Annotated in this window: 17 protein-coding genes; 3 read left to right on the forward strand and 14 right to left on the reverse strand. The window is 39.4% G+C overall.

Going from position 1 to position 24913, the window contains the following annotated elements; all coding sequences use genetic code 11:
- Positions 1 to 40: 40 nt before the first annotated feature.
- The 10 genes from ACOI22_RS02940 to rluC form a co-directional block, all read right to left on the reverse strand.
- A complete protein-coding gene (locus tag ACOI22_RS02940; RefSeq protein WP_420670038.1) occupies positions 41 to 268 on the reverse strand; it encodes a DUF2835 family protein in 228 nt (75 codons plus the stop codon).
- Positions 269 to 289: 21 nt separating this feature from the next.
- Complete coding sequence (pepN, locus tag ACOI22_RS02945) at positions 290 to 2935, reverse strand: aminopeptidase N (protein WP_420670040.1); 2646 nt, start codon at positions 2933 to 2935, stop codon at positions 290 to 292.
- Between the two features lie 56 nt (positions 2936 to 2991).
- Positions 2992 to 4461 carry a Na+/H+ antiporter NhaC gene (gene nhaC / locus ACOI22_RS02950; RefSeq protein WP_420670042.1) on the reverse strand — a complete coding sequence of 490 codons (1470 nt, stop codon included), beginning with the start codon at positions 4459 to 4461 and terminating at the stop codon, positions 2992 to 2994.
- 1 nt (position 4462) lies between these two features.
- The gene (locus tag ACOI22_RS02955; RefSeq protein WP_420670044.1) at positions 4463 to 5788 is read right to left on the reverse strand and encodes a sodium-dependent transporter; all 1326 of its coding nucleotides are present in this window, start codon (positions 5786 to 5788) and stop codon (positions 4463 to 4465) included.
- A gap of 95 nt (positions 5789 to 5883) precedes the next feature.
- Positions 5884 to 7941, reverse strand: a complete 2058-nt coding sequence (prc, locus tag ACOI22_RS02960; RefSeq protein WP_420672302.1) for a carboxy terminal-processing peptidase — start codon at positions 7939 to 7941, stop codon at positions 5884 to 5886.
- A gap of 114 nt (positions 7942 to 8055) precedes the next feature.
- Positions 8056 to 8751 (reverse strand): RNA chaperone ProQ, encoded by a 696-nt coding sequence (gene proQ / locus ACOI22_RS02965; RefSeq protein ID WP_420670046.1) that lies wholly within the window; start codon positions 8749 to 8751, stop codon positions 8056 to 8058.
- Positions 8752 to 8770: 19 nt separating this feature from the next.
- Entirely contained in the window at positions 8771 to 9061 is a 291-nt protein-coding gene (locus tag ACOI22_RS02970) for a hypothetical protein (protein WP_420670048.1), read from the reverse strand.
- Between the two features lie 6 nt (positions 9062 to 9067).
- Positions 9068 to 9532: a GAF domain-containing protein gene (locus tag ACOI22_RS02975; protein ID WP_420670050.1), complete on the reverse strand. Its 465-nt coding sequence runs from the start codon at positions 9530 to 9532 to the stop codon at positions 9068 to 9070.
- A gap of 38 nt (positions 9533 to 9570) precedes the next feature.
- Positions 9571 to 10230 carry an HAD family hydrolase gene (locus tag ACOI22_RS02980; protein ID WP_420670052.1) on the reverse strand — a complete coding sequence of 220 codons (660 nt, stop codon included), beginning with the start codon at positions 10228 to 10230 and terminating at the stop codon, positions 9571 to 9573.
- Entirely contained in the window at positions 10217 to 11164 is a 948-nt protein-coding gene (rluC, locus tag ACOI22_RS02985; protein ID WP_420670054.1) for a 23S rRNA pseudouridine(955/2504/2580) synthase RluC, read from the reverse strand. Before rluC ends, ACOI22_RS02980 begins: the two co-directional genes overlap by 14 nt.
- 694 nt (positions 11165 to 11858) lie before the next feature.
- Between rluC and rne the strand changes: the two genes are divergently transcribed.
- Positions 11859 to 14897 (forward strand): ribonuclease E, encoded by a 3039-nt coding sequence (gene rne / locus ACOI22_RS02990; RefSeq protein WP_420672303.1) that lies wholly within the window; start codon positions 11859 to 11861, stop codon positions 14895 to 14897.
- A 123-nt stretch (positions 14898 to 15020) separates the two neighbouring features.
- On the opposite strand, the gene topA is transcribed toward rne, so the two are convergent.
- Positions 15021 to 17681, reverse strand: a complete 2661-nt coding sequence (gene topA, locus ACOI22_RS02995; protein ID WP_420670056.1) for a type I DNA topoisomerase — start codon at positions 17679 to 17681, stop codon at positions 15021 to 15023.
- A 301-nt stretch (positions 17682 to 17982) separates the two neighbouring features.
- On the opposite strand from topA, the gene astB reads away from it, so the two are divergent.
- On the forward strand, positions 17983 to 19320 hold the full coding sequence (gene astB / locus ACOI22_RS03000) for an N-succinylarginine dihydrolase (RefSeq protein WP_420670058.1): 1338 nt from the start codon (positions 17983 to 17985) through the stop codon (positions 19318 to 19320).
- A 53-nt stretch (positions 19321 to 19373) separates the two neighbouring features.
- On the opposite strand, the gene ACOI22_RS03005 is transcribed toward astB, so the two are convergent.
- Entirely contained in the window at positions 19374 to 21542 is a 2169-nt protein-coding gene (locus ACOI22_RS03005) for an Ig-like domain-containing protein (protein ID WP_420670060.1), read from the reverse strand.
- Positions 21543 to 21677: 135 nt separating this feature from the next.
- Between ACOI22_RS03005 and ACOI22_RS03010 the strand changes: the two genes are divergently transcribed.
- Positions 21678 to 22976, forward strand: a complete 1299-nt coding sequence (locus tag ACOI22_RS03010; RefSeq protein ID WP_420670062.1) for a dicarboxylate/amino acid:cation symporter — start codon at positions 21678 to 21680, stop codon at positions 22974 to 22976.
- A gap of 3 nt (positions 22977 to 22979) precedes the next feature.
- Here the strand turns inward: ACOI22_RS03010 and ACOI22_RS03015 are convergent, their stop codons facing one another.
- Both ACOI22_RS03015 and ACOI22_RS03020 read right to left on the reverse strand, forming a co-directional pair.
- Positions 22980 to 24203 (reverse strand): FtsX-like permease family protein, encoded by a 1224-nt coding sequence (locus ACOI22_RS03015; protein ID WP_420670064.1) that lies wholly within the window; start codon positions 24201 to 24203, stop codon positions 22980 to 22982.
- A gap of 5 nt (positions 24204 to 24208) precedes the next feature.
- Entirely contained in the window at positions 24209 to 24886 is a 678-nt protein-coding gene (locus ACOI22_RS03020) for an ABC transporter ATP-binding protein (protein ID WP_420670066.1), read from the reverse strand.
- Positions 24887 to 24913 lie beyond the last annotated feature (27 nt).

Here is a 24913-nt window from a genome sequence, read left to right on the forward strand (position 1 = left end):
AATTGATGAAAAATTGCACAGGTAAATAGTTTGTTAACCGTTACTTTATTACATCAATAGAGACAATTTTGTGTTTATCGTCAATTTCCATTTTAAAATGCCCTTTCAAACCTGATGGACTTAAAAATTTACGCATATTCTGTTTGGGTAATTGAATTCGTTTTCCGTCAATTGACGTAACAATTAAATATTTCACAGCTTGTAAATAAAGCTCTTCACATTGTGAATATGTCAAATTGACGGAAAAGATAAAATGTTTGTTTGGCATACTAATAAAACCAGTAAATGCTTAGTTTCTCACTAAACACTTACTTATTTTTTCAAATAAGTCTTTGCTAAGCTTTTCCTGCGCAAAGATTCGCTCAAGTTGGCGAGTCATTAATTCGCGCGTTTGCTCACCATATTGGTCAAGTTGTATTAAAGGAGTTATTAAACGAGAAGCAACTTGAGGATTGATTTTATCTAACTCAATTAAATAATCGCTTAAATATTTGTAGCCGCTACCATCTTCGGCATGAAAGCCCTGTGTATTATAAAAAGCAAATGAACCTACCAATGCGCGCACTTTATTTGGATTTTTGTTTGAGAAATGTTGATGTGATTGTAATAAATCAAGTTGTGACAAAATATCGTGGCGCCTGCTCGTTGCGTGCATAGAAAACCATTTATCCATAACCACTGCGTCAGTGTTAAACTGAGACTCAAACGATATCATAAGTTCATTGAAAATCTTATCGCAATAAAAGTCACTTACAATCTGCGCTGCTTGTAAGGCTGAAATTTTATCCGTCATATTGTCGCAGCTATCATATTGGTTTTTTATTAGCGCACTTACATTCTCAAAATTGCTTCTTGCTAAAATATGTAAACATGCCGATTTTAGCGCACGTTGATTCACTTGCTCTTTTTCGTAACGATAAGAGTCGGAATTTATATTCTCATGGTAAAGGTTTTTACAGGCTGGACTTAAGGCATCGGCTATAATGAGTGATAATGCATCATGCGCTTTAATGATAATTTGCGGTTCTACGTTTTTAACATGAGCCATACAAGACTCAACACTAGGTATAGCCAGTAAAGCTGCTAAAACTGATTTATCAAGCTTCAAAGTAGTTAAAACTTGCGCCATTACAGCAACGCTTTCTTTAATGCTTGTAACATCAACAGATGATTCCACATCGCCGATTTCTTTTAAGCGAGCGTACATCAATTTAAATTGTGCATAGAAAAATCTTTGATAAGCATCCCACTTGGCGTAATCGTTATCAGTATTTTCAATAATATTAATTAGGTCAGTATTCGAATAATCATAATGCACAATAACAGGCGCTGAAAAATCTTGTAATAACGACGGTGAAACACGTGAATCAAGCCCTTTTAGAACAATAGTATGTTCTTGTTCTGTTAATATTAGGGTGTCATTTTCTAGGCCCGTGTTTAACTTATCTCCATTCTCACTGAAGCACTCAAGCTTAATAGGAATGTACATCAACTCTTTAATTGCTTGATCGGCAGTAGGTGCCAGCGTTTGGGTAAAGTTTAATAAGGTATTCCCATGGACATCAATAGTTTGCTTAACGCTAACTTGAGGCGTCCCCGATTGAGAATACCAGCGTTTAAAATGACTAAGATCCGTGCTATTTGCATCTTGCATTGCGCTTACGAAATCGTCACACGTTACTGCACAACCGTCATGGCGCGAGAAATATAAATCCATGCCACGCTTAAAGCCTGAAGGGCCTAGCAAAGTATGTAGCATTCGAATAACCTCGGCGCCTTTATCGTAAACTGTAACGGTGTAGAAATTATTCATTTCCATTACTTCATCTGGGCGTATCGGGTGGCTCATAGGGCTAGCATCTTCAGCAAATTGATGCTCTTGCATTACCTTTACTTGTGAAATACGCGTGCTCAAATAACTAAACATGTCAGCAGAGAATTGTTGGTCTCGAAAAACGGTTAAGCCTTCTTTTAAGCTTAATTGAAACCAATCTCGACAAGTTACTCTATTGCCAGTCCAGTTATGAAAATATTCATGAGCAATAATTGATTCAATATTAAAATAATCAGTGTCGGTAGCGGTATTGGAATTTGCGAGGACATATTTAGAATTAAATACATTTAAACCTTTATTTTCCATTGCGCCCATGTTGAAGAAATCTACAGCTACCACCATATAAATATCCAAGTCATATTCTAATGAATAGGTTTCTTCATCCCACTTCATGGCTTTCTTCAATGAATCGAGCGCATGCTGACCTTGGTCAAGACGCCCTTCATCTACAAATAACTCAAGCTTAACGTTTTTACCTGATAGTGTGGTGTATTCATCTTCAAGACGGTCAAAATGCCCTGCCACTAAAGCAAATAAGTAGGCTGGTTTAGGGTGAGGATCATGCCATACACATGTACGTTTTCCGTTTACCATACCTGAATCGCTAATTAAATTACCATTGCTAAGAAGATACGTTAAGCTAGGATCATTACTAGTAATTGCCACCGTGTATATTGATAATACGTCGGGACGGTCTAAAAAATAGCTGATTTTTCGAAACCCTTCCGCTTCACATTGCGTGCAAAATGCTTTATTTGAGTAATACAAGCCTTCTAGGCTCGTGTTATTTTGCGGGTCAATACTCGTTTTTATAGTGAGTTCGAAATTCTCCAAGTCGCAATAAATACATAAACCATTTTCAAGTAATTCGTAATCGGTATTTTCGGATAGTAAATTCCCATCAATGCTCGCTGACACAAGGTTTAGGTTTTCACCATCTAAAAATAAGCGTGATGCGTTACTTTTATTGCGTGATATCTGCATGGTGTTTGAAACAAGTGTTTCATTGAGGCTTAAATCGAATTGAAGGTTTACTTGGCTAATTAGATGTGTAGATGCTTTATAGTCTAGTCGTTTTTTACTTAGGGAACTTGTGCTCATAACGGTCACCTTTTAAAGAAAGTTTAGCTTAATACATAAGCTAAACCCATTGTCTGTTAGTTGTCTTTAATTACCACTTTTGGGGGCTCTAAGCGAAGTATTTTAATTCCAGCGTAAGCATAGATAATGGCAAGTATAGGATTAATAAGGTTGAAGAAAGCATAAAATATATAAGCAAAAGGATGCACTCCTAATACACCGTGCATATATGCACCGCAGGTATTCCATGGAATAAGTGGCGAGGTAATTGTTCCACCATCTTCTAAGCTTCTTGAAAGATTCAATTGATGTAAATTACGCTTTTTAAATTCTTCTTTATACATTCTTCCAGGCATTACAATTGAAATGTACTGGTCTGCGGTTACTAAATTAGTACCTATGCAAGTTAATATAGTTCTGCTAACCATGTCACCAGCGCTATGTGCGCCTTTCAAGCAAGCTGATACAATGGCCGTTAATAAACCCACTTTTTCCAACACCGCGCCAAAAGACATCGCACAAATTATTAGCCAAATAGTATTCAGCATACTCGACATACCGCCTCGGCTTAATAATGAATTAAGATTGTCATCAGGAGTTGAGAAGCTTACCCCATCAAATAGTGCTGTCCAAACAACCATTAGACTGGTTATAAAATCGGAATGTTCAGTAGTTAGCATACCCATTACTAGTTCAGATTGAAAAAGAAGTGCCCAAACACCACCTAAAATAGCGCCTATTGCAACGGCCGGAAACGCCGGCATTTTATTAATTGCTAGAAACAGTAAAACGAACAAAGGAATAAGTGTGTACCAAGCTATATTAAACTCAAGAGAAAGTACTTCTTGCATTTGAATGATGCGCTCTGCAGAACTAGCAGCGTCTTCTTGAAAACCAAGAATAACAAATAGCACCATAGCAATTAAAAAACTTGGAACCGTTGTCCAAAGCATATATTTGATATGTTCAAAAAGGTCTGTGCCGGCAATTGCTGGAGCTAAATTAGTCGTTTCAGACAATGGGCTTAATTTGTCACCAAAATATGCGCCCGACACTATTGCGCCTGCGGTGATAGGTAGAGATAAATCCATGCCGGTAGCTACGCCAATAAGCGCAACACCTATGGTAGCAGCAGTAGTCCAGCTACTACCAATACTCATGGCTACTACCGCACAAATAGCGCAACTAGCTGCATAAAATAAACTAGGGCTCAGTAGCGAAAGACCATAATAGATAAGTGTAGGAACAGTGCCAGCTAACATCCAAGTACCAATTAACGAACCCACCGCTAACAGAATCAAGCAAGCGCCTAAGGACATTGAAATGCCTTTAACCATGCCCTTTTCAATGTCTTTCCAAGTATGACCGTTTTTAAGACCAATTGCCGCAGCTAAAAACATACCAATTAATAAGGCAATTTGATTGGGACCAAAAGAAGAGTCTGCCCCAAAAAGTACAACCGCACTGAACATCATCACAATTAACGTAATAATGGGAATAAGGGCATCTACTAAAGTAGGCTGTTTAATTATTTTTTGTTCCGTCATTTTATATTACCGATCTGTAAAACATAAGCGCAATAACCACGGGGCAAACAAACTTTACATACCACGGCCAAATTTTCCAAAACAGGCTAGACTCGGTGTCTTCATTGCCGTTTTTTAATTCCGTTAAGATTTGATCTCGCTTCCATACCCACCCGGCAAAAATACAAAGTACTAAGCCTAGTAGCGGCTGGCTATATTCTGTAGTAATCGTAATGACTAAACCAAACAATTGCTCAAAGTTCAGTACAATGATAGAACTAATAAAAAATACAATAACAGAGAGCAGAATGGTTGCTTTTGTACGCTTTATACCTTTGCTATCTACCAAGTAAGCCACAGGCACTTCAAGCATAGAAATAGATGAAGTCAGTGATGCAATAACCATTAAAGCAAAAAATCCAAATGAAACAATCGTGCCAATGTAACCCATTGAGCTAAATAATGAAGGAAGAACCTGAAAGATAAGATCGGGCCCCGATATCAATTCGTCACCGTTAAATATTTGTACGCCGTTGGCTAAAGCAACATACATAGCTGGGATGATTAACATGCCCGCTAATACAGCCACACCAATATCAACCAATGCCACTGAGGCACCTAATTTGGGTAAATTCTCATGTTTTTGAACATACGAACCATAAACAAGCATGGTGCCTACCCCTAAAGACATAGAGAAAAACGCTTGCCCCATTGCATCAATCATTAGGCCTGCATCAAGTACGCTTGACACATTTGGAATTAAAAAGGCTTTCCAACCATCAATAGCACCATCTAAAGTACTTACATAAATAATCAAGCAAGCAATCAAAATAAGAAGAGTAGGCATTAAACGCACCGACCATCTTTCGATGCCGTTACTCACACCACCAATTACCACTATGCAGGTTAAGCTTAAGAATAAAGCCATAAAGATAAGATTGCGTGCAATTGAATCGGCGGTAAGCCAAGCAAGTTCAATAGATGCAACACTGGCTAGCGAATCAAGCAGATAGGAAATCATCCAACCAGCTACGATGCTATAGAAAGCTAATATGAGAATTACGGTTACTGCACCTATGCTGCCAGTAAAAGTCCCCCATTTACTCCCCGAAATTTGTTTAAGGGCGTCAATCATATTGGCACGTTTTGCCCGGCCAATTATCAGTTCAGCCATCAGTACTGGATATGCTAATAAAAATGCCATAACGAGGTACATGGCAACAAATGCGGCCCCACCATTCTCAGCTACTTTAGTAGGGAATCCCCATATATTGCCCAAGCCAACAGCTGAACCTGCCGCGGCAAGAACAAAACCAAGCTTCGAGGAAAATTGACCTCGTGCACTCATAACAACCTCTTTTTATTTTTATTATAATGTTACAAAGCCACAACTATGTGGCTTTGTTTATTGGCTAAAGTATCACGACTTTTACAAGCTGTATATTATTGCTCGCTTGCTACCCTGTTTAAGGCATAACTTGAGCTATTTATCATATCAAATGTTATGTTAGCCGCCTCTGCTAGAAATGGGTCTATATCATCCAAAGCTTCAGGTAAGTCGTCTTCTAGTGAGCTTAACTTCTCTAAACCTAAACGAGATAGTCTTTCATTCACTCTGTTTAATTGCTTAGCTTCAATTTCAGTTTTCTCAGCTAAACGCTCAGATGCAACTAAGGAAATGAATTTCTGATCCTTCTTCTTATTATATTCTTCAATGTCTGAAAAGATATATTGAAACTCAGGGTCTTGCTTAGCTCGAGCTATGTGCTTTTCGTTGAGTGCAGCTATTATTTGTGAGTTATCTTGGAACGTAGTGTATTGTGCGCGTTTAATACTATCCCATGGAAGCGCAGTTTCTTCGCTACTTTCGCCCCACTCGGCAGGGTCAATTGCCGACGGATACAAAATATCAGGCTTCACGCCTAAGTGCTGAGTGCTTCCACCATTAATTCTATAAAACTTACCAGTGGTAAACTGAACCGCGCCTAGTGGATTTTCAAAAAAGTCATAAACTCGACCTAAACCACGATGTTGCTGAACAGTCCCTTTACCAAAGGTTTGTTCGCCAATTACTATACCGCGATTAAAATCTTGCATAGCCGCGGCAAAAATCTCACTGGCTGATGCGCTATAACGGTCTACCATTATGGTTAACGGACCGTTGTAATGAATGATACCGTCATTGTTTTTTTCTACGTCAATTCGGCCGCTTTCATAGCGAATTTGCACAACAGGGCCTTTGTCGATAAATAGACCACTTAAGGCGATGGCTTCAGGTAAACTACCACCACCATTGCCACGTAAATCAACAATTAAACCTTCGATTTCATCGGCTTTTAATTCGTTGATTAACTTAATCACGTCAATATGTAGCTTGTGATAAAACGACGGAATCTCAATAACCCCTAGCTTTTTGCCAGCATAATCACCTGAGTTAGGCGTGTATACTTCTGCTTTTGCTTGGCGGTCTTCAAGCTTAATTTTGTCACGCGTAACCTCTACAATATTAATTGCAGAACTTGCACTGCCTTTTTGAACCTGCAAGCGAACCTTAGAGCCTTTAGGACCTTTGATTAGTTCAACTACGTCATCTAAACGCCATCCAACTACGTCAACAAATTCTTCTTCGCCCTCTTGTGCAACACCTACAATTTTATCATCAGGCTTTATTTGCCCTGTTTTATCAGCAGGCCCGCCTGGCACTAAGCTAACAATAACAGTGAAGTCTTCATCGGGGCGTAAAACAGCGCCGATTCCTTCTAAAGACAAATTCATGTCCATTTGAAAACGTTCAGTATTGCGAGGAGACAAGTAACTAGTGTGAGCTTCTATGCTATGCGCAAAAGCGTTCATAACCGTTTGAAAAACATCTTCGCTTTTAGTTTGGGTCAATCTTCTAATTGCGCGTGTATAACGCTTTTCCAGTAATTCCTTTGCTTCTTCTTGTGTTTTTTCAGCAATAACTAAGTTAAGTACATCGTACTTTACTCTTTGACGCCACAGCTCATCCAATTCAGATGTTGTTGCAGGCCAAACAGCGTCTTCTCTATCGTAATAAAATTTATCGCCGGCTTTTTCAAAATCGAATTCATTTTTTAATTGCGTGAGTGCAAATTCAAAACGTTCTTTTCTTCGCTCTAAGTTGGCTTCGTAGATGTTATATGCCACATCCAAATCACCTAACTTAATCGCCTCATCAAATTTCTTTGCGTACTTTTGAAATGCATCAATGTCACTTTGTAAGAAAAAATGCTTACTGCCATCTAGCGTATCTAAATAGCGTTCAAAAACCTGTATTGATAGCGCATCATCAATTTTTATTTTTTTGTAGTGAGCACGTGTAAAATAATCAGAAATTCTTTTAGCGGAAATCGAATGTTGTTTTTCTTGCACCAAATCTGGCAAAACCAAAGGTTCAGTAACAACTTCTGCCAATACACTTGTTGAGAAAACTAGCGCACTGAGCATAATTGCTTTAATTGGGGTAATACGTTTAGTCATTAAAGTATTATCTTGAATCTTTTTTGCCATTAACTTATTCATCTTCACCTGCGTAATGTGAAACCGGCCCACTAAGGTCGATAAAACTATCAATAATGCAGCTATTAGTAATATTTAAGGAATCTTATATAGCTGCTCTTGTTGAACTCTGACTGTCATACCTGATTTTAGTTGCACAGAAATACCATCTTTACCAATATCAGTGATCGTTACTGGCATAGGTTCTTTACCTAATTTGATAAGTGCGTTTGTACCTAACTTGAGATCCGTATCCGAAATATTCTCTTTTACTTTAATCTCGACCGCGGCTGGTTTTGCACCGTTATTAGAGCCTGAGTTAGTTTTCTTTCTGGTGGGGAACGACTTATTGCGCTTAGATGGTGCTCTTTCAGTGCTGTTGTTTGCACCCTTGCCGCTATAGCCTTTATGTTTACTTGGCTCAGTTATACCCTGCTCTTTGTTTTTAGCTTCTTTAATTTTAGCGGCTTTAGCTTTGCTTTCTTTTAACTGCTCTGCAGCATGCTCAGCGTGTTGAAGTTCAACTTTATCACCGTCTTCACCAAGTAGGTTAATTCTAGGCACACCTTCCTTAACAGAGGCTAAATATCGCCAACTACTTGTATAATGACGCAAACTCATGCGTAACAAGCGCTTGCTAACAATATCTTTGTCTTCCAAATCTTTCGCTAAATCTTGGAATATACCAATTTTAAGCGGTTTTACTTTTCCGTTCGCGACAAAGCATTTAGGGTATTCTTTTTGTAAAAATACCAATGTATCTTTTTGGTTGGTTAGTTTAGCTTGTTCCATTAACTGCGCTTACTTCTCTTTATTCAATATCGTTTAGGGCTTCATTATCCCAATTATTCACTAGATGATCCACCCAATCAACTAAATCGTCAACCTCAATATCCGATAAATACTTATCTTGGTGCCAATGTTCCCACACAAACGAAAGTATTTTTTCTGCATCTTCGGCATTTATGTCTTCATGGAGTTGGTCATAAACCATATGCAGAACCATATTGAGCTTTTCACTCGCTTGCTCAGGGTCATCGTGCAAATCGTCCATATCCTCTGGTGTAGAAAGGATTGTGTGGATATCTATGAAGTGTTTCATCTTACATTATTCCATGCCATTGACTAATATATCGACAACCTTATTTAAATTCACAGCATCATTATTGCTAAATCTTGAAAATAAAGGGCTATCAATATCCAACACACCAATTAATTGGTCATTTTTTATAATTGGAATAACAATTTCCGAATTTGAAGCTGAATCACAAGCAATATGCCCTTCAAATTGATGTACGTCTTCAATCACTAATGTTTTACGTGCTTCTGCTGCACTTCCGCAAACGCCCTTTCCCATTGGAATACGAATACATGCGGGTTGACCTTGAAAAGGACCTAAAACTAACTGATCATCTTTAAGAAGATAGAAGCCCGACCAATTTACTTCTTCTAAACTATTAAACAATACGGCACTAATATTTGCCATATTTGCGATTATATCTTTTTCATTAAATGTTAAGGCTGAAATTTGCCCTAAAATTGTGTGATAATCGCTCTCTATTTGGTTTGTCATACACATACTTCTTTATTGTGGGATGATTAATCATCCAGTCATTTAAAATTTTTCCGCACTATATCAAAAAGTGCCGGTAGTTTATCTATTATTGCTACAGGTGCATATTGCGCAAGTTCATTAACATTGTGCGCTCCATACGAAACGGCTATGCGTGGCATATCAATTGCCGCCGCCATTTTTAAATCATGAGTTGTATCACCTACCATAATTGCTTGCGCAGGAGTAATTCCCCACTCATCAAGTAGTTGATTAAGCATGCTCGGGTGTGGCTTTGACATAACGTTGTCATCGTCAGCACAGCGAGTTTTATCAAAATAATGTGCACTATTAGAATTTTGTAAAGCGCGTGTAAGACCGCGTCGAGCCTTGCCCGTGGCTACCGCTAGTGTGTAATACTCTGACAATGCTAAAAGAGTTTCATGAGCGCCTTCAAATAAATTACATGCCACTGTATCTTGCTCTAAAAATGCACTTTTGTAGTGGTCGCGCACAACAATTGCCTCTTTGACATCAATTGAGAACAATATTTCAATCGCGGGTAACAAACTAATACCGATAATTTGTTTGACTTGCAAAGGTGTTGGAATAGGTAAATTACTGCGAATAGCGGCTTCTTGCATACAACGTACAATTTTGTCAGTCGAATCCATAAGCGTGCCATCCCAGTCAAATATAATATGACTAATTTTGGGCATGTAATTTATTCACTAATTGTTGGAGGGCTTCATCATAAGGCGCTTCAAACTTAACTCGTTTGTCATTTGCAGGATGATTGAATTCAATACTTTTCGCATGTAAGAATAAGCGTTTACAGCCCATATTTTTAATTTGCTTGGTAAAGGCTTCATCACCGTATTTTGAATCGTTTGCTATAGGGTGTCCAGCGTATTGGCAATGAACCCTAATTTGATGCGTTCGCCCAGTAATTGGTTTTGCCTGCATTAAGGTTGAATGTTCAAAATGCGCTAAACAAGAAAAATGTGTTTCACTTTGCTTTCCTTCAGGATCGGCAAATACCATGCGTTCTCCACTTTGCAGCTGATTTTTTTGCAAACGCGCCGTTACCTTATTGCGTTTTATGGGCCAAGCCCCTTTCACCAGCGCATGATATGTTTTGTCCATTACATTTTCACGTAATTGCTCATGTAAATGCCGTAGTGCGGAGCGTTTTTTTGCAATTATTATACACCCAGAGGTATCTCGGTCTAACCTATGTACTAATTCTAAAAATGGACTATTTGGGCGTAAAGCACGTAAAGCTTCAATCAAACCGTAATGCAAACCACTTCCACCATGAACAGCCATACCAGAAGGTTTATTGACAATTAGAACACGGTCATCTTCATAAATTATAGCTTGCAGTAGGTAATCAAGTTTTTGCGCATTTAAAACAGGTTCTTTTGCTTCTTCTAATCTAATGGGCGGAACTCGAACCTGATCATCAGTCTGTAATTTATAATCAGGCTTAATGCGTTTTTTATTTACCCGCACTTCACCCTTTCTTAAAATTCTATAAATTTTACTTTTTGGTACGCCTTTCATTTTGCTAATTAAAAAGTTATCAATTCTTTGTAGATGATTATCTTCGGTTATAGTGAGAAATTGCACTTGGTCGAAATCATTCGCCATTAAACATAAATTCCTGAGTTATTTTAGATGTTTGGGCATGAATGTTGTATGCCTGTCAAATTAGTTGTGATAATATCACGACTTGCAAGGAAACGCTCTACGAAATAATGCAATGCATTTGTTTGGAGAGTGGCAATTTTATACTTATTTGTAGCTTTAAGAGAACCGTTTGTTCCCTAAAATTTAGACAAATCAAGTTGTTGTAGAGCCAGTGCTTTACAATATTTAAAGTATATAATTTTGCCCTCCAAATTTCTGTAAATGCAGTAACTGTTTACGCTTTAGGCATGCTGATAAATAAGATGGACGTCTTATATTTAGTTCAGCTCTTATAATCAATCACCTAATGTGTTGACACAGAACTACAGTTTCATAGCGTGTTGAGCACTTTTAACAGTGACTTTTGATGAAGGCATCTTCTTGTAAAAATGAATTTACTGTGAACTACGTCATATCGAAATATGACTAAATGATGACAAAAAATTGGCGTAGTACACCAAACAAAATTATACAGAATTAGCAGCAAACAAAACAAAAACCCTAGTTAGAAACAATTAGGTCATTAAGATAAATCTACAATTTAGCCGTGATAAGTTGTCGCGAAATAGATTATTCACTGCACAGGCGTGAGTCTCTGTTATGCTTGTTTGCTGATAGATCTGTATATAAACAGAGCTATTAAAATATGAAAAGAATGTTAATCAACGCAACTCAGCAAGAAGAGTTGCGCGTAGCCTTAGTAGATGGCCAAAAACTCTACGATCTAGATATAGAAAGCCCAGGACACGAACAAAAAAAGGCGAACATATACAAGGGCACAATCACCCGAGTTGAGCCAAGCTTAGAAGCCGCTTTTGTTGACTACGGCGCTGACCGCCACGGTTTCCTCCCCCTCAAAGAAATTGCTAAAACCTACTTCCCGAAAGACTACAAATACGACGGTCGTCCAAATATTAAAGAAGTAATAAAAGAAGGCACCGAAGTCATCGTTCAGATTGATAAAGAAGAACGTGGTCAAAAAGGTGCTGCATTAACAACTTTCGTTTCTTTAGCCGGTAGTTATTTAGTGTTAATGCCAAACAACCCTCGTGCAGGTGGTATATCACGAAGAATTGAGGGTGAAGAAAGAACTGAACTAAAAGCGGCACTTAGTGAGCTAAGTCTACCGCATGGTATGGGGCTAATCGTCCGTACTGCTGGTGTTGGAAAATCTTCTGAAGAACTTAAATGGGATTTAGGGGTATTGATTCACCACTGGGAAGCAATCTCTCAAGCTGCTGAAAGCAAACCAGCCCCTTTCTTAATTCACCAAGAAAGCAACGTTATTGTAAGAGCTATTCGTGATTATTTACGCCGTGATGTAGGTGAAATACTTATTGATAACAAAGCAATTTTTGATAAAGCACTGCAACATGTTCAATTGGTTCGCCCTGATTTCGTAAGCCGTGTTAAGCAATACACGGGTGACGTACCTTTATTTTCACATTACCAAATTGAATCTCAAATTGAGTCAGCTTTCCAGCGTGAAGTAAGGCTTCCATCAGGTGGTTCAATTGTGATTGACCCTACCGAAGCCTTAACATCAATTGATATAAACAGTGCTCGCGCCACGAAAGGCGGAGACATTGAAGAAACAGCATATAATACAAACTTAGAGGCGGCTGACGAAATTGCACGCCAACTTAGATTGCGAGATTTAGGCGGTTTGGTAGTTATTGACTTTATTGACATGTCACCGGTTAAACATCAGCGTGAAGTTGAAAACCGCATGAAGGATGCTGTACGCTCTGATAGAGCCCGTATCCAATTAGGTAAAATATCTCGTTTTGGTTTGCTAGAGATGTCGCGCCAGCGTTTACGTCCATCGTTAGGCGAGTCTGCTCATAACGTTTGCCCACGTTGCGACGGCCACGGTACTATTCGCGGCATAGAGTCATTGGCACTGTCTATTCTACGTATAATGGAAGAAGAGTGTATTAAAGATAATACAGGGCAAATTGAAGCACAAATGCCTGTTTCTGTAGCCACTTACTTATTAAATGAAAAGCGCCCTGCTATTCAGAAATTAGAAGCCAATCATAAAGTTAATTTACTTGTTATCCCTAATCCAAACCTAGAAACGCCTAAGTTTCAAATACTTCGTCGTAAAGCGGCTGAAGTAGTAACTGACTATAGTTACAAGTTAGAATTAGTGGCGGAACAAGAAACAGCAGCTGATACTCCTGCTGCAAAAGTAGCTAAGCGTGAAGAGCCAGTTCTACAAGGTATGTCTGCACCTGGTCAAGCTCCGGCTCCTACACCTGCGACTCCGGTAGTGAAAGAAGAAGCCAAAGAAGCTGGTTTACTAAGCAAATTAGGTGCTTGGATTTCTGGATTATTTACTCCACCAGAGCCAGAGAAGCCTGAACCTAAAAAGCCAGTTCGTAAGCATAATACCAATAAACGCAGAAATAATCGCAACGATAGAAAAGATAGAAATGATCGTACAGGTGAAAGAAGCGAAAAGTCAGGCGAGCGCAACGAACGTAATAATCGCTCTAGAAACAATAAGCGAAATCGTCCGAACCAAGAAAACCGTGCAGATAAAAACGCTAATACAACTGACGCAGTAGCGACTGAACAAGTTAAAGAAAAAGCGGTAGAATCTAAAGCGAATGACAAACCTAAAGCTCCTGTAAACAAAAAGCCTCAGCAACGTAGAAATCGCAGACCGGCTCGCAACAGTGTTCGCGTAGCTGATGATAATGCCGTAGCGAAAGAAACAAAGGCTATTAAGGACAAGGTTGAACAAGCACCTAGTACTGAATCTAAAACGACTAAACCTGATGCGCAAAAAGACCAAGTAAACACTGTAGTGAACGAAATAGAGCAACCACGTGTTGCGCCAATTCAAGAAGCTAAAAGTGATGAGTTAGAAGTATCTAAAGTCGAAAATCAGGCAACTGAGTCACAGGATGTTAACCCTGAAGTGAAAGCTGAAGTTAAGCCAGAAAAATCTGATTCAACAAAGCCTGACCTTAAGACGGAAGCTAAAATCGATGAGTTAGACGAGTCAGCAGAATCTCAACCGACCAGTGAAGATGAAGACTCTAAGCCTCGCACACGCGGCAGACGTTCGGCTCGCCACGTAAGAGCAGCGGGCCAAAAGCGTAAGCAAAGCCCACAAGATGAAGCTCATCAAGTAGAATTAATGTTTGACGCTGAAGTAAGCAAACAGCAAGAAAACAATGATGAATCTACCCCTTTACAGGCTGAAATTGAACTTGGCTCTGATACTCAAGCAAGTGAAGCTGAACCTGTTAAAGCGGAAACAGCTGTGGAAACTAAAGAATCTAGCGCTAAGCCAGAAAAGCAAGTAGAACAAAAGGTAGAAACGACTAAGGAATTAGTTGAGCCTGTTGCTACTAGCGAAGCAAGTGAAAGCGAAGCTAAAGCCCCTACAGAAACGGCTCCAGAAGTTAAAGCTCCAACGCCAGTTAAAAAGCCAAAAGCGACTAAAGCAAAGGCAAGTAAAGGAATCAGTGCTTCTGATGAGAAACAAACGTATGAAAGCATGCGCTTCGTTTCTCACCCTATGACTAATCCTGAATCAGTTGAAATGCCTCAAGAAAGTGAAGCGGTTAAGCCGATGCCTAATGAGAATAGAGCCGCTTATGTTACCAGCGGTAATACTGCAGCCCTAGCTAACGCAAAAACAACAACTAGTGCACCCATGACTACTCCTAGCGCGTAACAACGCTAGGGTAAATAGTGTTAACTATTGCTGTTTAAATTTAGAACAAAAAAAGAGAGTCATTGAAAAATGACTCTCTTTTTTATTGCGTAAGATTTATATCAAGTTTTCTGAATACTTATACTATTTCTTTTTCTTAGCCGCAGGCTTTTTACGTTTATCATCAACTACCCACTTATTATCTTGATACCACGCAGACCAACCTGTCGCCTTTTTATTGCCATCTTCTGACATTACGTACTGCTGCTTTGTTTTGCGGCTGTAGCGGACCATTGTGGGGTTGCCATCAGGGTCATTAGCAGGTGCATCAGCTAAATAGTAAAATTTAGGTGAAATTCTGTCTCTGAAGCGCGCTAATTCCTCAACTAGTGGTGCTCGAGTTTCTCTTGACTTAGGGAAGGTAGAAGCCGCCATAAATACACCTGAAGCGCCATCTCTGAAAACAAAATGTGCGTCTGAATTTTCACATTTTAGTTCCGGCAAAAATACAGGATCTTCTTTTGGTGGAGCCGCTTCGCCGTTGCGAAGTAATTTACGGGTATTTTTACATTCTTCGTTAGTACAACCGAAGTATTTACCAAAACGTCCGTTTTTTAACTCCATATTGCTCTGGCATTTGTCACATTCAATTATGGGGCCATCGTACCCTTTAAGTTTAAATGTGCCTTTTTCTATTTCGTAACCACTGCAACTAGGGACGTTACCGCAAACATGCAGCTTTCTATTCTCATCTATTAAGTAGCTATCCATGGCGGTTTCACAAACCGGACAACGTTTCTTAGCTCGAAGCGCTTCCGTTTCTAGCTCATCTTCATCGTCAACCTTTATGACTTCATCACCAGGGGTAAGATTCATTGTTTGAGTACAACGCTCTTTCACCGGTAGCGAATATCCTGAGCATCCTAAAAACACGCCAGTACTGGCGGTACGTAAATTCATATGGCGTTGACATTTAGGGCATTCCACATCTACTGGAATTGCCTGATTAGGCAACATACCGCCCTCTTCTTGGCCTAACTCTGCTTGTGCCAGTTTACCTTCAAAGTCAGCATAGAATGAATCAAGTACTTTTTTCCACTTGCGCTCGCCATGAGCAATATCATCTAGCTGCTGTTCCATGTTAGATGTGAACTCATAGCTTATTAGGTCTGAAAAGTTGTCAACTAAACGATCATTTACTATTTCACCCATTTTTTCTGCGTAGAAGCGTTTGGCATCTAAACGAACATAGCCGCGATCTTGTATGGTTGAAATAATGCTCGCATACGTAGATGGACGACCTATGCCTCGTTTTTCCAACTCTTTAACTAAAGATGCTTCATTAAAACGAGCAATAGGTTTAGTGAAATGTTGTTTAGGCTCAACTTTCAAGCAAGTCAAGGTGTCACCGGTTTTCACGTTCGGTAACTCCACTTGCTCGTCGTTTTTCTTTTTCATTTGCTTAAGAACACGTGTCCACCCATCAAAGACTAACACTCGCCCTTTTGCAGATAATTCAAATTCGCCCGATTTAACTTTAATTGTTGTTGCGTCATATTTAGCGTTATTCATTTGGCATGCTAAGAATTGACTCCAAATGAGCTCGTATAAACGCTGCGCATCACGCTCCATTTCTTTCAAACTAAGTGCTGTCACATTCACGTTTGAAGGTCTTATGGCTTCGTGGGCCTCTTGAGCGCCATCTTTACTACCATATACAATTGGATTAGCGGGTAAATAGGCTGGGCCAAATTCCTTTGTTACATAGTCTCTACATGCATTAACCGCTTCAGCGCTTAAGTTTGTAGAATCGGTTCTCATGTAGGTGATATGGCCTGCTTCATACAGCCTTTGCGCCATGGTCATGGTTTTCTTCACACCAAAACCTAAACGAGTACTCGCCGCTTGTTGAAGCGTAGACGTAATAAAGGGAGCTGAAGGACGGCTTTGAGTTGGCTTAGATTCACGGCTAATGACTTCATACGAACCCGATTCCAGAGCTTTAGCTGCCGTCATGGCCTGTTCTTCATTTACGGGCTTGAAAGGCTTATCGTTTTGTTTGTTTACCAACATCCGCAAATTTTGCGCATCAGCAATGTTGGTTTTTAAATCCGAATGAATATCCCAAAACTCTTCAGGAATAAACGCCTTTATTTCACGCTCGCGCTCAACAACCAAACGAACAGCTACCGACTGCACTCTTCCTGCAGATAAGCCGCGAGCAACTTTCTTCCAGAGTAATGGAGAAAGCATAAAGCCAACAACACGGTCAAGAAAGCGACGCGCTTGTTGAGCGTTCACTCTATTAATGTTTACTTCACTAGGTTTAGAGAAAGCATCTTGAATAGCCGACTTTGTGATCTCGTTAAACACTACGCGTTTAAATTCTTTATCTTTGCCCTTTAGGATCTCTTGCAAATGCCATGCAATTGCTTCTCCCTCTCTATCCAAATCGGTTGCGAGATAGATAGTGTCAGCTTGTTTGGCAAGTTTCTTTAGTTCATTAACAACCTTTTCTTTGCCCTGCAAAATTTGATAATGGGCATGCCAATTTTGATGAGGATCAACCCCCATTCTATCAACAAGCTTATTGTACTCATGCTGTTTTAAATAATCAGCTTTAGCCTCTTCATCCCATTCTTTGAGTTCTTTGGCTGTTTTTTTAGGCTCAATAAGGCCTAATGACTTAGTAGGAAGATCTCGAATATGACCCACACTGGATTTTACGATAAAATCTTTGCCTAGATATTTATTTATCGTTTTCGCCTTAGCAGGTGATTCCACAATAACCAGTGATTTACTCATGTATAATTAAAAACCTTGTAAAAAGAGAGATTTGCTATAAAACACATTGCCATAGCGGTGTGCTTTTAACTTAAATGCTTATTAAAGATATATCTTCAAAGTGAATAGAAAACAAGCTGTTCTATATAAATATCTAATCCATATGCCCAAAAGCCTTTGTTTTTACTATGATTTTCGTAAAAAATAATTGGCAAGCAAGTTTAAGTCAGTATACTTCTTGACTAAATATCTATTCACAACTGCTTAAAAAAGGCGATATTAATATATTTAAGCAGCGATAACACGAGCGCAAGGGTAAAGTATGAAAGCAATAGAAGCAAATTTTGATGGTTTAGTTGGTCCAAGCCATAACTACGCAGGCCTTTCATTTGGTAACGTTGCATCTAAATCGAACGCTAATGCTGTTAGTAATCCTAAGAAAGCCGCATTGCAAGGATTAGATAAAATGAAAGCCTTAGCCGATTTAGGCATGTTTCAAGGGGTGCTTGCCCCCCAAGAACGACCAGACGTGCATTCATTACGACGTGTAGGCTTTACCGGCAGTGATGAGAAAGTGTTGAGCGACGCTTATAAGAAAGCGCCAGCCATATTTTTGGCTTGCTGTTCAGCATCAAGTATGTGGACGGCTAACGCAGCTACCGTTTCACCAAGCGCTGACTGTAAAGACAATAAACTCCATTTTACACCCGCCAATTTAACTAACAAGTTTCACCGCGCAATAGAGCCTAAAGTTACTGGTAATATCTTAAAAGCGGTATTTAATAATAGTGAGTATTTTGAGCACCATCAACACCTGCCTGAAAATGACCACTTTGGTGATGAAGGCGCAGCTAATCATACCCGCTTTTGCAGTGAGTATGGCGATGCAGGCACTGAGTTTTTTGTGTATGGAAAATATGCATTTGACAGCAGTAAAATTGCGCCAAAGAAATTTCCTGCTAGGCAAACGCGCGAAGCTAGCGAAGCGATTGCCAGATTGCATCAGTTAGATGATACTAAAACGGTTTTTGCGCAACAAAACCCTGATGTTATTGACCAAGGCGTATTTCACAATGACGTGATAGCCGTGGGTAATAAGAACGTCTTGTTTTATCATGACCAAGCCTTTTTGAATACTCAGCAAGTAAAACAGGATATTTTAAAAAGCTTTGGTAATAATGATTTTCACTTCATAGAAGTACCAAGCGAACAAGTGAGCGTGCAAGATGCGGTAAAAAGTTATTTATTTAATACCCAACTTATTAACTTGCCAAACGGTGACATGGTGATAATTGCACCTAGTGATTGCGAAGAAAACCAGGCGGTTAATGCCTACTTAAATACGCTTATTCAGGATAATAATCCAATAACAAATGTCCACTATTTTGATGTTAAACAAAGCATGCAAAATGGTGGCGGACCGGCCTGCTTACGTTTACGCGTAGTATTAAATGAACAGCAACAACAAGCGGTAAATAAGAACGCAGTAATGAACAATGGCTTGTACTCTAAATTAACGACTTGGGTGAATAAGCATTATCGCGACCAATTATGCGCCGCTGACTTAGCAGATCCATCATTTTTACTTGAGTCTAGAACGGCTTTGGATGAACTCACGCAAATTATGCATCTAGGCTCGGTATACCCGTTTCAACGTTAATTTTCGGCAATAAAAAAGGATCTGCTAGCAGATCCTTTTTTTATTCGTTAGTTTTAGTCACTCACACTGCAAAAAGCACTAGAACCAAATGGATTACTTGGCGGAGAAATGGCTTGTGTTGTCAAATCCTCAGCTAAAATCGGCAATCCAAATATTTGCGAAGTTTTTGACTCTGTTCCAGATGATTGGCCTAATATAGTGAGCTTGACTCGCGACCAAACCGCGTATTGTTGAGGATAGCGAACCTGAACAACGGCCTGACCAAACTCATTAGTAGTAGTTTCATTTTCTTTAAAATTAACGGTTGCTACATTACCCGGAGTGAGTAAGCCATCATCATTTGTATCTTCGCCGGAATCCAAACGACCATTTTGATTAACATCTTCAGATTGGCAGCTCGCAGTTATTTGAGCAACATAAATGTCATTTTCATCATCCCAACTCCAATAGCCTTTATAGTAAGCAATTCCACTTACCGGGACAACACTCGCTGATAAAGAAGCGTTACTTACAGGCTGGCCTGACGCATCTGTCACGAATACTGAGAACTCTTTAATATAGCTGGTATTGTCTTCATCACCAATATCATTACCCGTTCCCACTACAATATCAAAGGCGCGTGCGCCAACAGATAAATCAACCGTACTTTCAACGCCATCGCTTTGCGCACCAATAGTAACACCGTTGTCACCGCTTACTGCATTTGACGTATAAACGGTTGAAGCAATACCGTTGCTGTCGGTGGTGGCGCTATTAGGAGAAATACTGCCGCTAGAAGCGTCGGCAATTAGTCTAAAGTTAACGGTTTTTCCTTTTACTAAGTTTCCAACTTCATCACGCACCGTTGCCGTTATGGTAGAGGTTTGTCCTTCAGGGCCAATTAAATCAGGGCTTGCATCAACGAAAATGCTATCCACTGTTTCAGCTACAAACTCAAGTTGTGTACGAGCTGTAACTTCATTACCATTAGCATCGGTTCCTACAGCTGAGATAGATGTTGGGCCCGCGTAACTTGAGTTAATAGTAATACTGGCTATGCCTTGTGCATTGGTTACCGCACTATTATTACCTGCCCCAATAATGCCGCGAGATGAAGTCACAACAATATCGCCGTTTGCAAATGCGCTGCCATCTTTAAACCAACGCAGTTCTAGAGCATGATCTGTATTTAAGCTTAAATCTTCTGTAGGTAAATTGACAAAACTAAAGTCATCTTGCTGGACCGTTATATCGAAAGTAGTATTTGCTGATAAAGCACTTGCACTTATTTTATCATTACCTGACTGCGATGAAATGTAGTTAACGGTTACTTGGCCATTTGTTCCTGTAACAGGTGTTTCGTTATCTAAAGTGCCAAGCGTGGCTGATAAATTGACAACTTGATTGGCAATACCATTGCCATCAGAGTCTGACAAAACTACAGTAATAGGCGCAGAATCGTTAATTATAACTGAACTTGCACCGTTAATATTCACTTCCGTCCCCACCACTTGCACAGTTACATTTTCGCTTAATGCAGACGTGCTTGCAGAAACTTCTATATCACGATTTTCACGATTATTTTGCGTACTTAATGTTGCTCTTGCTGTTCCATCAGCCTGAGTTTGCGTATCAATAATAGTTAAAGACGCATCTTGGCCTGCTGAAAAAGAAACGGGTACATTAGCCAATAAGATATTTTGATCATTTTTAACCACAGCAATCAGTTCAATCTCATCGCCACCACTGGAAGCTAATTGCAATGAACTGGCAAACAACTCTAAGCTAAATGGGTTTTCTTGTTGAAGCCCTGCACTTTGAAAACCAATTGTTACCGATTCTGCGTCTTCCACGCTTGCTGTTATTGTGCCACTGCCCGATAAGCTCCCCACCGTTAATTCAATTGTTGCTAGACCTTCTGAATCAGTTAGAGCTGTACCGGTATCGTTATCAAAATCAGCTAATTCTGTTTGACTCAATACAAACGTAACTACCTCATTTGCAATTCCTTGCCCACTACTATTAGTAACAGACGCCCGAACGGTTAACGGAGCACCGTCACCAACTTCTGTTGCAACTTCTCCTTGTGCATCAACAAGGCTTAAAGAGATAGTATATATCTCTGTTGTATCTGTATCATCATCTGTACTCGTGTCATCTCTATCTAAAGATTCACTGCCACCGCCACACGCGAATAAAACAAACAAAGTAGCATACAGAAGAATAAGCTTAGCGATTTTCATTTAATTACCTATAAGTCAAAAATTGGTTCATATCAGTCACATGAATGTATTAGAGTGTATAAAAGGATTTAGATTTTACGTTATACTTGTTAATCTTAAGTATCTAGACTAATAACCAAAACAACAGGTCTTTACATGTCAAACGTAGTAGCTAAATCAAATTTAACCATTCAAATCCTTATCGGCATGCTCGCCGGAATCGTGATAGGTGCGTTAATACAAATGTCATATGACGAAAGTGGCGATTTCGTTTTTTCACTTTTAGGTATAAATGTTTCGTTTCAAGGGCTATTTGTACAAGGAATATTTGAGGTTGGCGGTAAAATTTTCGTCAATTCTTTGAAAATGTTAGTGGTGCCACTCGTATTTGTATCTTTGGTGTGTGGAGTCAGTAGTTTGTCTGACCCTTCTAAATTAGGTCGTTTAGGAGGGAAGTCGCTAGCGTTGTATATATTAACTACTTGTATAGCCATCACCTTTGCGTTGCTGGTTGCGCTACTTGTTTCTCCAGGTGAAGGATTCACAATGCCTACAGAGGCGCAGTTTCAAGCCAAAGAAGCGCCTGGTTTAGCCCAAGTAATTATAAATATGTTTCCTTCAAACCCTATTGCTTCAATGGCAGAAGGAAATATGTTGCAAGTCATTGTGTTTTCTTTACTGTTTGGTGTTGCTATTACAATGGCGGGTAATCATGGTACTAAGATTAAAGAAGCTTTTGAGTCTTTAAACGAAGTTATTATGAAAATTGTTATTATTATTATGAATTTAGCCCCTTATGGCGTATTTTTCTTAATGGCAAAATTAGCGGCAACTGTAGAAATGGAAGCCTTTGTCAATATACTCACCTATTTCTTATTAGTGTTTGTGCTACTTATTGCACACGCTCTAATCACATACCCTTTGTTACTCGCAAGCTTAGCCCGATTGAACCCCGTAACCTTGCTACTCAAAATGAAAGAAACGGCTATTTTTGCATTTAGCTCCTCAAGTAGCAGTGCCACCTTACCTATCACTATGGCAACTGCACGCAACAAGATGGGAGTAAACGGTTCCGTTGCATCATTTACTATCCCATTAGGGGCCACAATTAATATGGATGGCACTGCCATAATGCAAGGCGTTGCTACGGTCTTTATTGCGCAAGTATACGGTGTTGACTTAAGTACCAGTGATTTAATTATGGTAGTGCTTACTGCTACATTGGCATCTGTTGGAACCGCAGGGGTGCCAGGCGTGGGCTTAATAATGCTGGCGATGGTATTACAACAGGTTAATTTACCCGTTGAAGGCATTGCATTAATTATAGGCATTGACCGCCTACTAGACATGACTCGAACGGTGGTAAATGTTACAGGTGACTGCACAGTAGCATGCATTGTTGCTAAATCAGAAAACGAGCTAAATGAAGCGGTTTATAACAACCGCTCTTTGTAAATATTAGTGAAGATTTGCTGCAGGTTTAATGCCTGCGGCTTTCATTGCAGGGTAAAGCGTGGAGCAAATAGAAATAAATAACACTAAGCCTACGGTAAATGCCACATCTATTACATTTAGTTTTGATGGTATAACGCGAGTAAAATAAATGTCGCTAGAGAATAACTTGGTATTAAAGATAAATTCAATCGCTTGAATAATATCAGCTAAAAACAAAGCCAAAAGTACACCTATAACACTTCCCCACAAAGCCCCTTTCACGCCATGGTACAAGCCTTTTAGAACAAATATATTAGCAATATCTTGGTTGCTTGAGCCTATCGTTTTTAAGATTGCGATCTCTTTACTGCGTTCTTTCACTGACATAACCAACGATGACACAATATTAAACGAGGCAACCGCAATGACTAAGGCAAGAACAATGTACACAACGGTGCGAATGAGCTGAATATCTTGGTATAAGTGTCCATTCGTGCGTGTCCAATCTGACATATAAGCAGCTTGGTCAAAGTTATAACCATATTCGCGTACTAGTGAATAAGCTTCAAAGGGGTCCTTAAGCATTATTTCAATATGGCTTACATTATTCTGAAGATCTAATAAGTTTGCTAACATCGCCTTGTTTACTAGCCCTAACTGCTTATCTAATTCGCCGCCTAGGGAAATACTTCCCACCACTTGCAGCCAAGCTGTTTTAGGCGCTTGAAAACTTAAATCTTGGGTACTTGCGGGTAACAATATTTGAATCTTATCCCCTACACTCACCTCTAGTTCACTTAGTATCTTAGTGCCCAACACAATTGCGTTTTCATGCATTTGAAGTTTAGAGTATAAGGCTTTGTCTGAAAACTTATAGTTTATATAGCTTTCATCAACGCCAACTAATGAAACCGCCTTCATATTTTTACCGGCTTGCAACAAGCCAGTGGCTTTGTTGAGTAAAAATACATGCTCCACTCTTGCATCATTTTCTATACCAGCAATATAAGACTTATTAATTTTTAAGCCCTCACTATTAATAGCAAAGATTTCAGCATGGGGAACTACTTTTAATAGTTTGGTACGTAGCTCATGTTCAAAGCCATTCATTACTGACAACAACAATATAAGAATAGCGCAGCCCAAAGTAATACCGGCGGTTGATGATTTAGATACAAAACTTATGTATGAATCTTGTTGTTTAGACTGGCGAAAACGCTTTGATATTTCATATATATAAGAATGCAAAAGCCCTACTCCACAAATTTTCCATTCACTAGCGTTAAGGTTCTGTCTAGCTGTTTTGCTAAATCATGATCATGGGTCACAATAACAAAACTGGTTTTTTCTTCATGATTAATCTGTTTAATAAGCTCAAGGATGTCACGACTTGATTCGTTGTCTAAGTTACCGGTGGGTTCGTCAGCCATAATAATACTAGGTTCGTTTATCATTGCTCGCGCAATAGCTACCCGTTGGCGCTCACCGCCCGACATCTGATAAGGCTTATGTGATAATCGGTGAGAAAGCCCTACACGCTCTAACATGGCAGCCGCTTTAGCATGTGCTGTTTGTTTACTCTTACCTAAAATAAGTTGCGGCATGGCGACATTTTCAGTGGCATTAAACTCAGGTAGTAAATGATGGAATTGGTAAACGAAACCGAGCTCTTGATTTCTAAATTTAGCCTGCTCTTTTGCAGTTAATTTTAACAAGTCTTTGTCTTTGTATAGGACTTCACCAGCGGTGGGTGTATCAAGCGTGCTCAAAATATGTAGTAAGGTACTTTTACCAGAGCCTGACGCTCCTAAAATGGCAAGCGTTTCTTGTTCAAAAACTTGGATATTTATATGGCTTAAGATATCGACTTTTTGTTCTGCATCGCGAAACGATTGGCAAATATTGTGACCAGATAACAATGTGATAGACATGATTCTTAAAAATTGGAAATTATGTGC

The sequence above is a fragment of the Glaciecola sp. 2405UD65-10 genome (genome assembly GCF_048820975.1).
In the GTDB taxonomy this organism is placed as follows: domain Bacteria; phylum Pseudomonadota; class Gammaproteobacteria; order Enterobacterales; family Alteromonadaceae; genus Glaciecola.

What these genes read in the sequence shown, in the direction of transcription:
- proQ (WP_420670046.1), bottom strand. Translation starts at nt 8,751, where the DNA reads ATGGAACAAGCTAAACTAACCAACCAAAAAGATACATTGGTATTTTTA.
- astB (WP_420670058.1), top strand. Translation starts at nt 17,983, where the DNA reads ATGAAAGCAATAGAAGCAAATTTTGATGGTTTAGTTGGTCCAAGCCAT.
- ACOI22_RS03010 (WP_420670062.1), top strand. Translation starts at nt 21,678, where the DNA reads ATGTCAAACGTAGTAGCTAAATCAAATTTAACCATTCAAATCCTTATC.
- ACOI22_RS02940 (WP_420670038.1), bottom strand. Translation starts at nt 268, where the DNA reads ATGCCAAACAAACATTTTATCTTTTCCGTCAATTTGACATATTCACAA.
- ACOI22_RS03005 (WP_420670060.1), bottom strand. Translation starts at nt 21,542, where the DNA reads ATGAAAATCGCTAAGCTTATTCTTCTGTATGCTACTTTGTTTGTTTTA.
- rluC (WP_420670054.1), bottom strand. Translation starts at nt 11,164, where the DNA reads ATGGCGAATGATTTCGACCAAGTGCAATTTCTCACTATAACCGAAGAT.
- ACOI22_RS02955 (WP_420670044.1), bottom strand. Translation starts at nt 5,788, where the DNA reads ATGAGTGCACGAGGTCAATTTTCCTCGAAGCTTGGTTTTGTTCTTGCC.
- rne (WP_420672303.1), top strand. Translation starts at nt 11,859, where the DNA reads ATGTTAATCAACGCAACTCAGCAAGAAGAGTTGCGCGTAGCCTTAGTA.
- ACOI22_RS02980 (WP_420670052.1), bottom strand. Translation starts at nt 10,230, where the DNA reads ATGCCCAAAATTAGTCATATTATATTTGACTGGGATGGCACGCTTATG.
- ACOI22_RS03020 (WP_420670066.1), bottom strand. Translation starts at nt 24,886, where the DNA reads ATGTCTATCACATTGTTATCTGGTCACAATATTTGCCAATCGTTTCGC.
- topA (WP_420670056.1), bottom strand. Translation starts at nt 17,681, where the DNA reads ATGAGTAAATCACTGGTTATTGTGGAATCACCTGCTAAGGCGAAAACG.
- pepN (WP_420670040.1), bottom strand. Translation starts at nt 2,935, where the DNA reads ATGAGCACAAGTTCCCTAAGTAAAAAACGACTAGACTATAAAGCATCT.
- nhaC (WP_420670042.1), bottom strand. Translation starts at nt 4,461, where the DNA reads ATGACGGAACAAAAAATAATTAAACAGCCTACTTTAGTAGATGCCCTT.
- ACOI22_RS02975 (WP_420670050.1), bottom strand. Translation starts at nt 9,532, where the DNA reads ATGACAAACCAAATAGAGAGCGATTATCACACAATTTTAGGGCAAATT.
- ACOI22_RS02970 (WP_420670048.1), bottom strand. Translation starts at nt 9,061, where the DNA reads ATGAAACACTTCATAGATATCCACACAATCCTTTCTACACCAGAGGAT.
- prc (WP_420672302.1), bottom strand. Translation starts at nt 7,941, where the DNA reads ATGACTAAACGTATTACCCCAATTAAAGCAATTATGCTCAGTGCGCTA.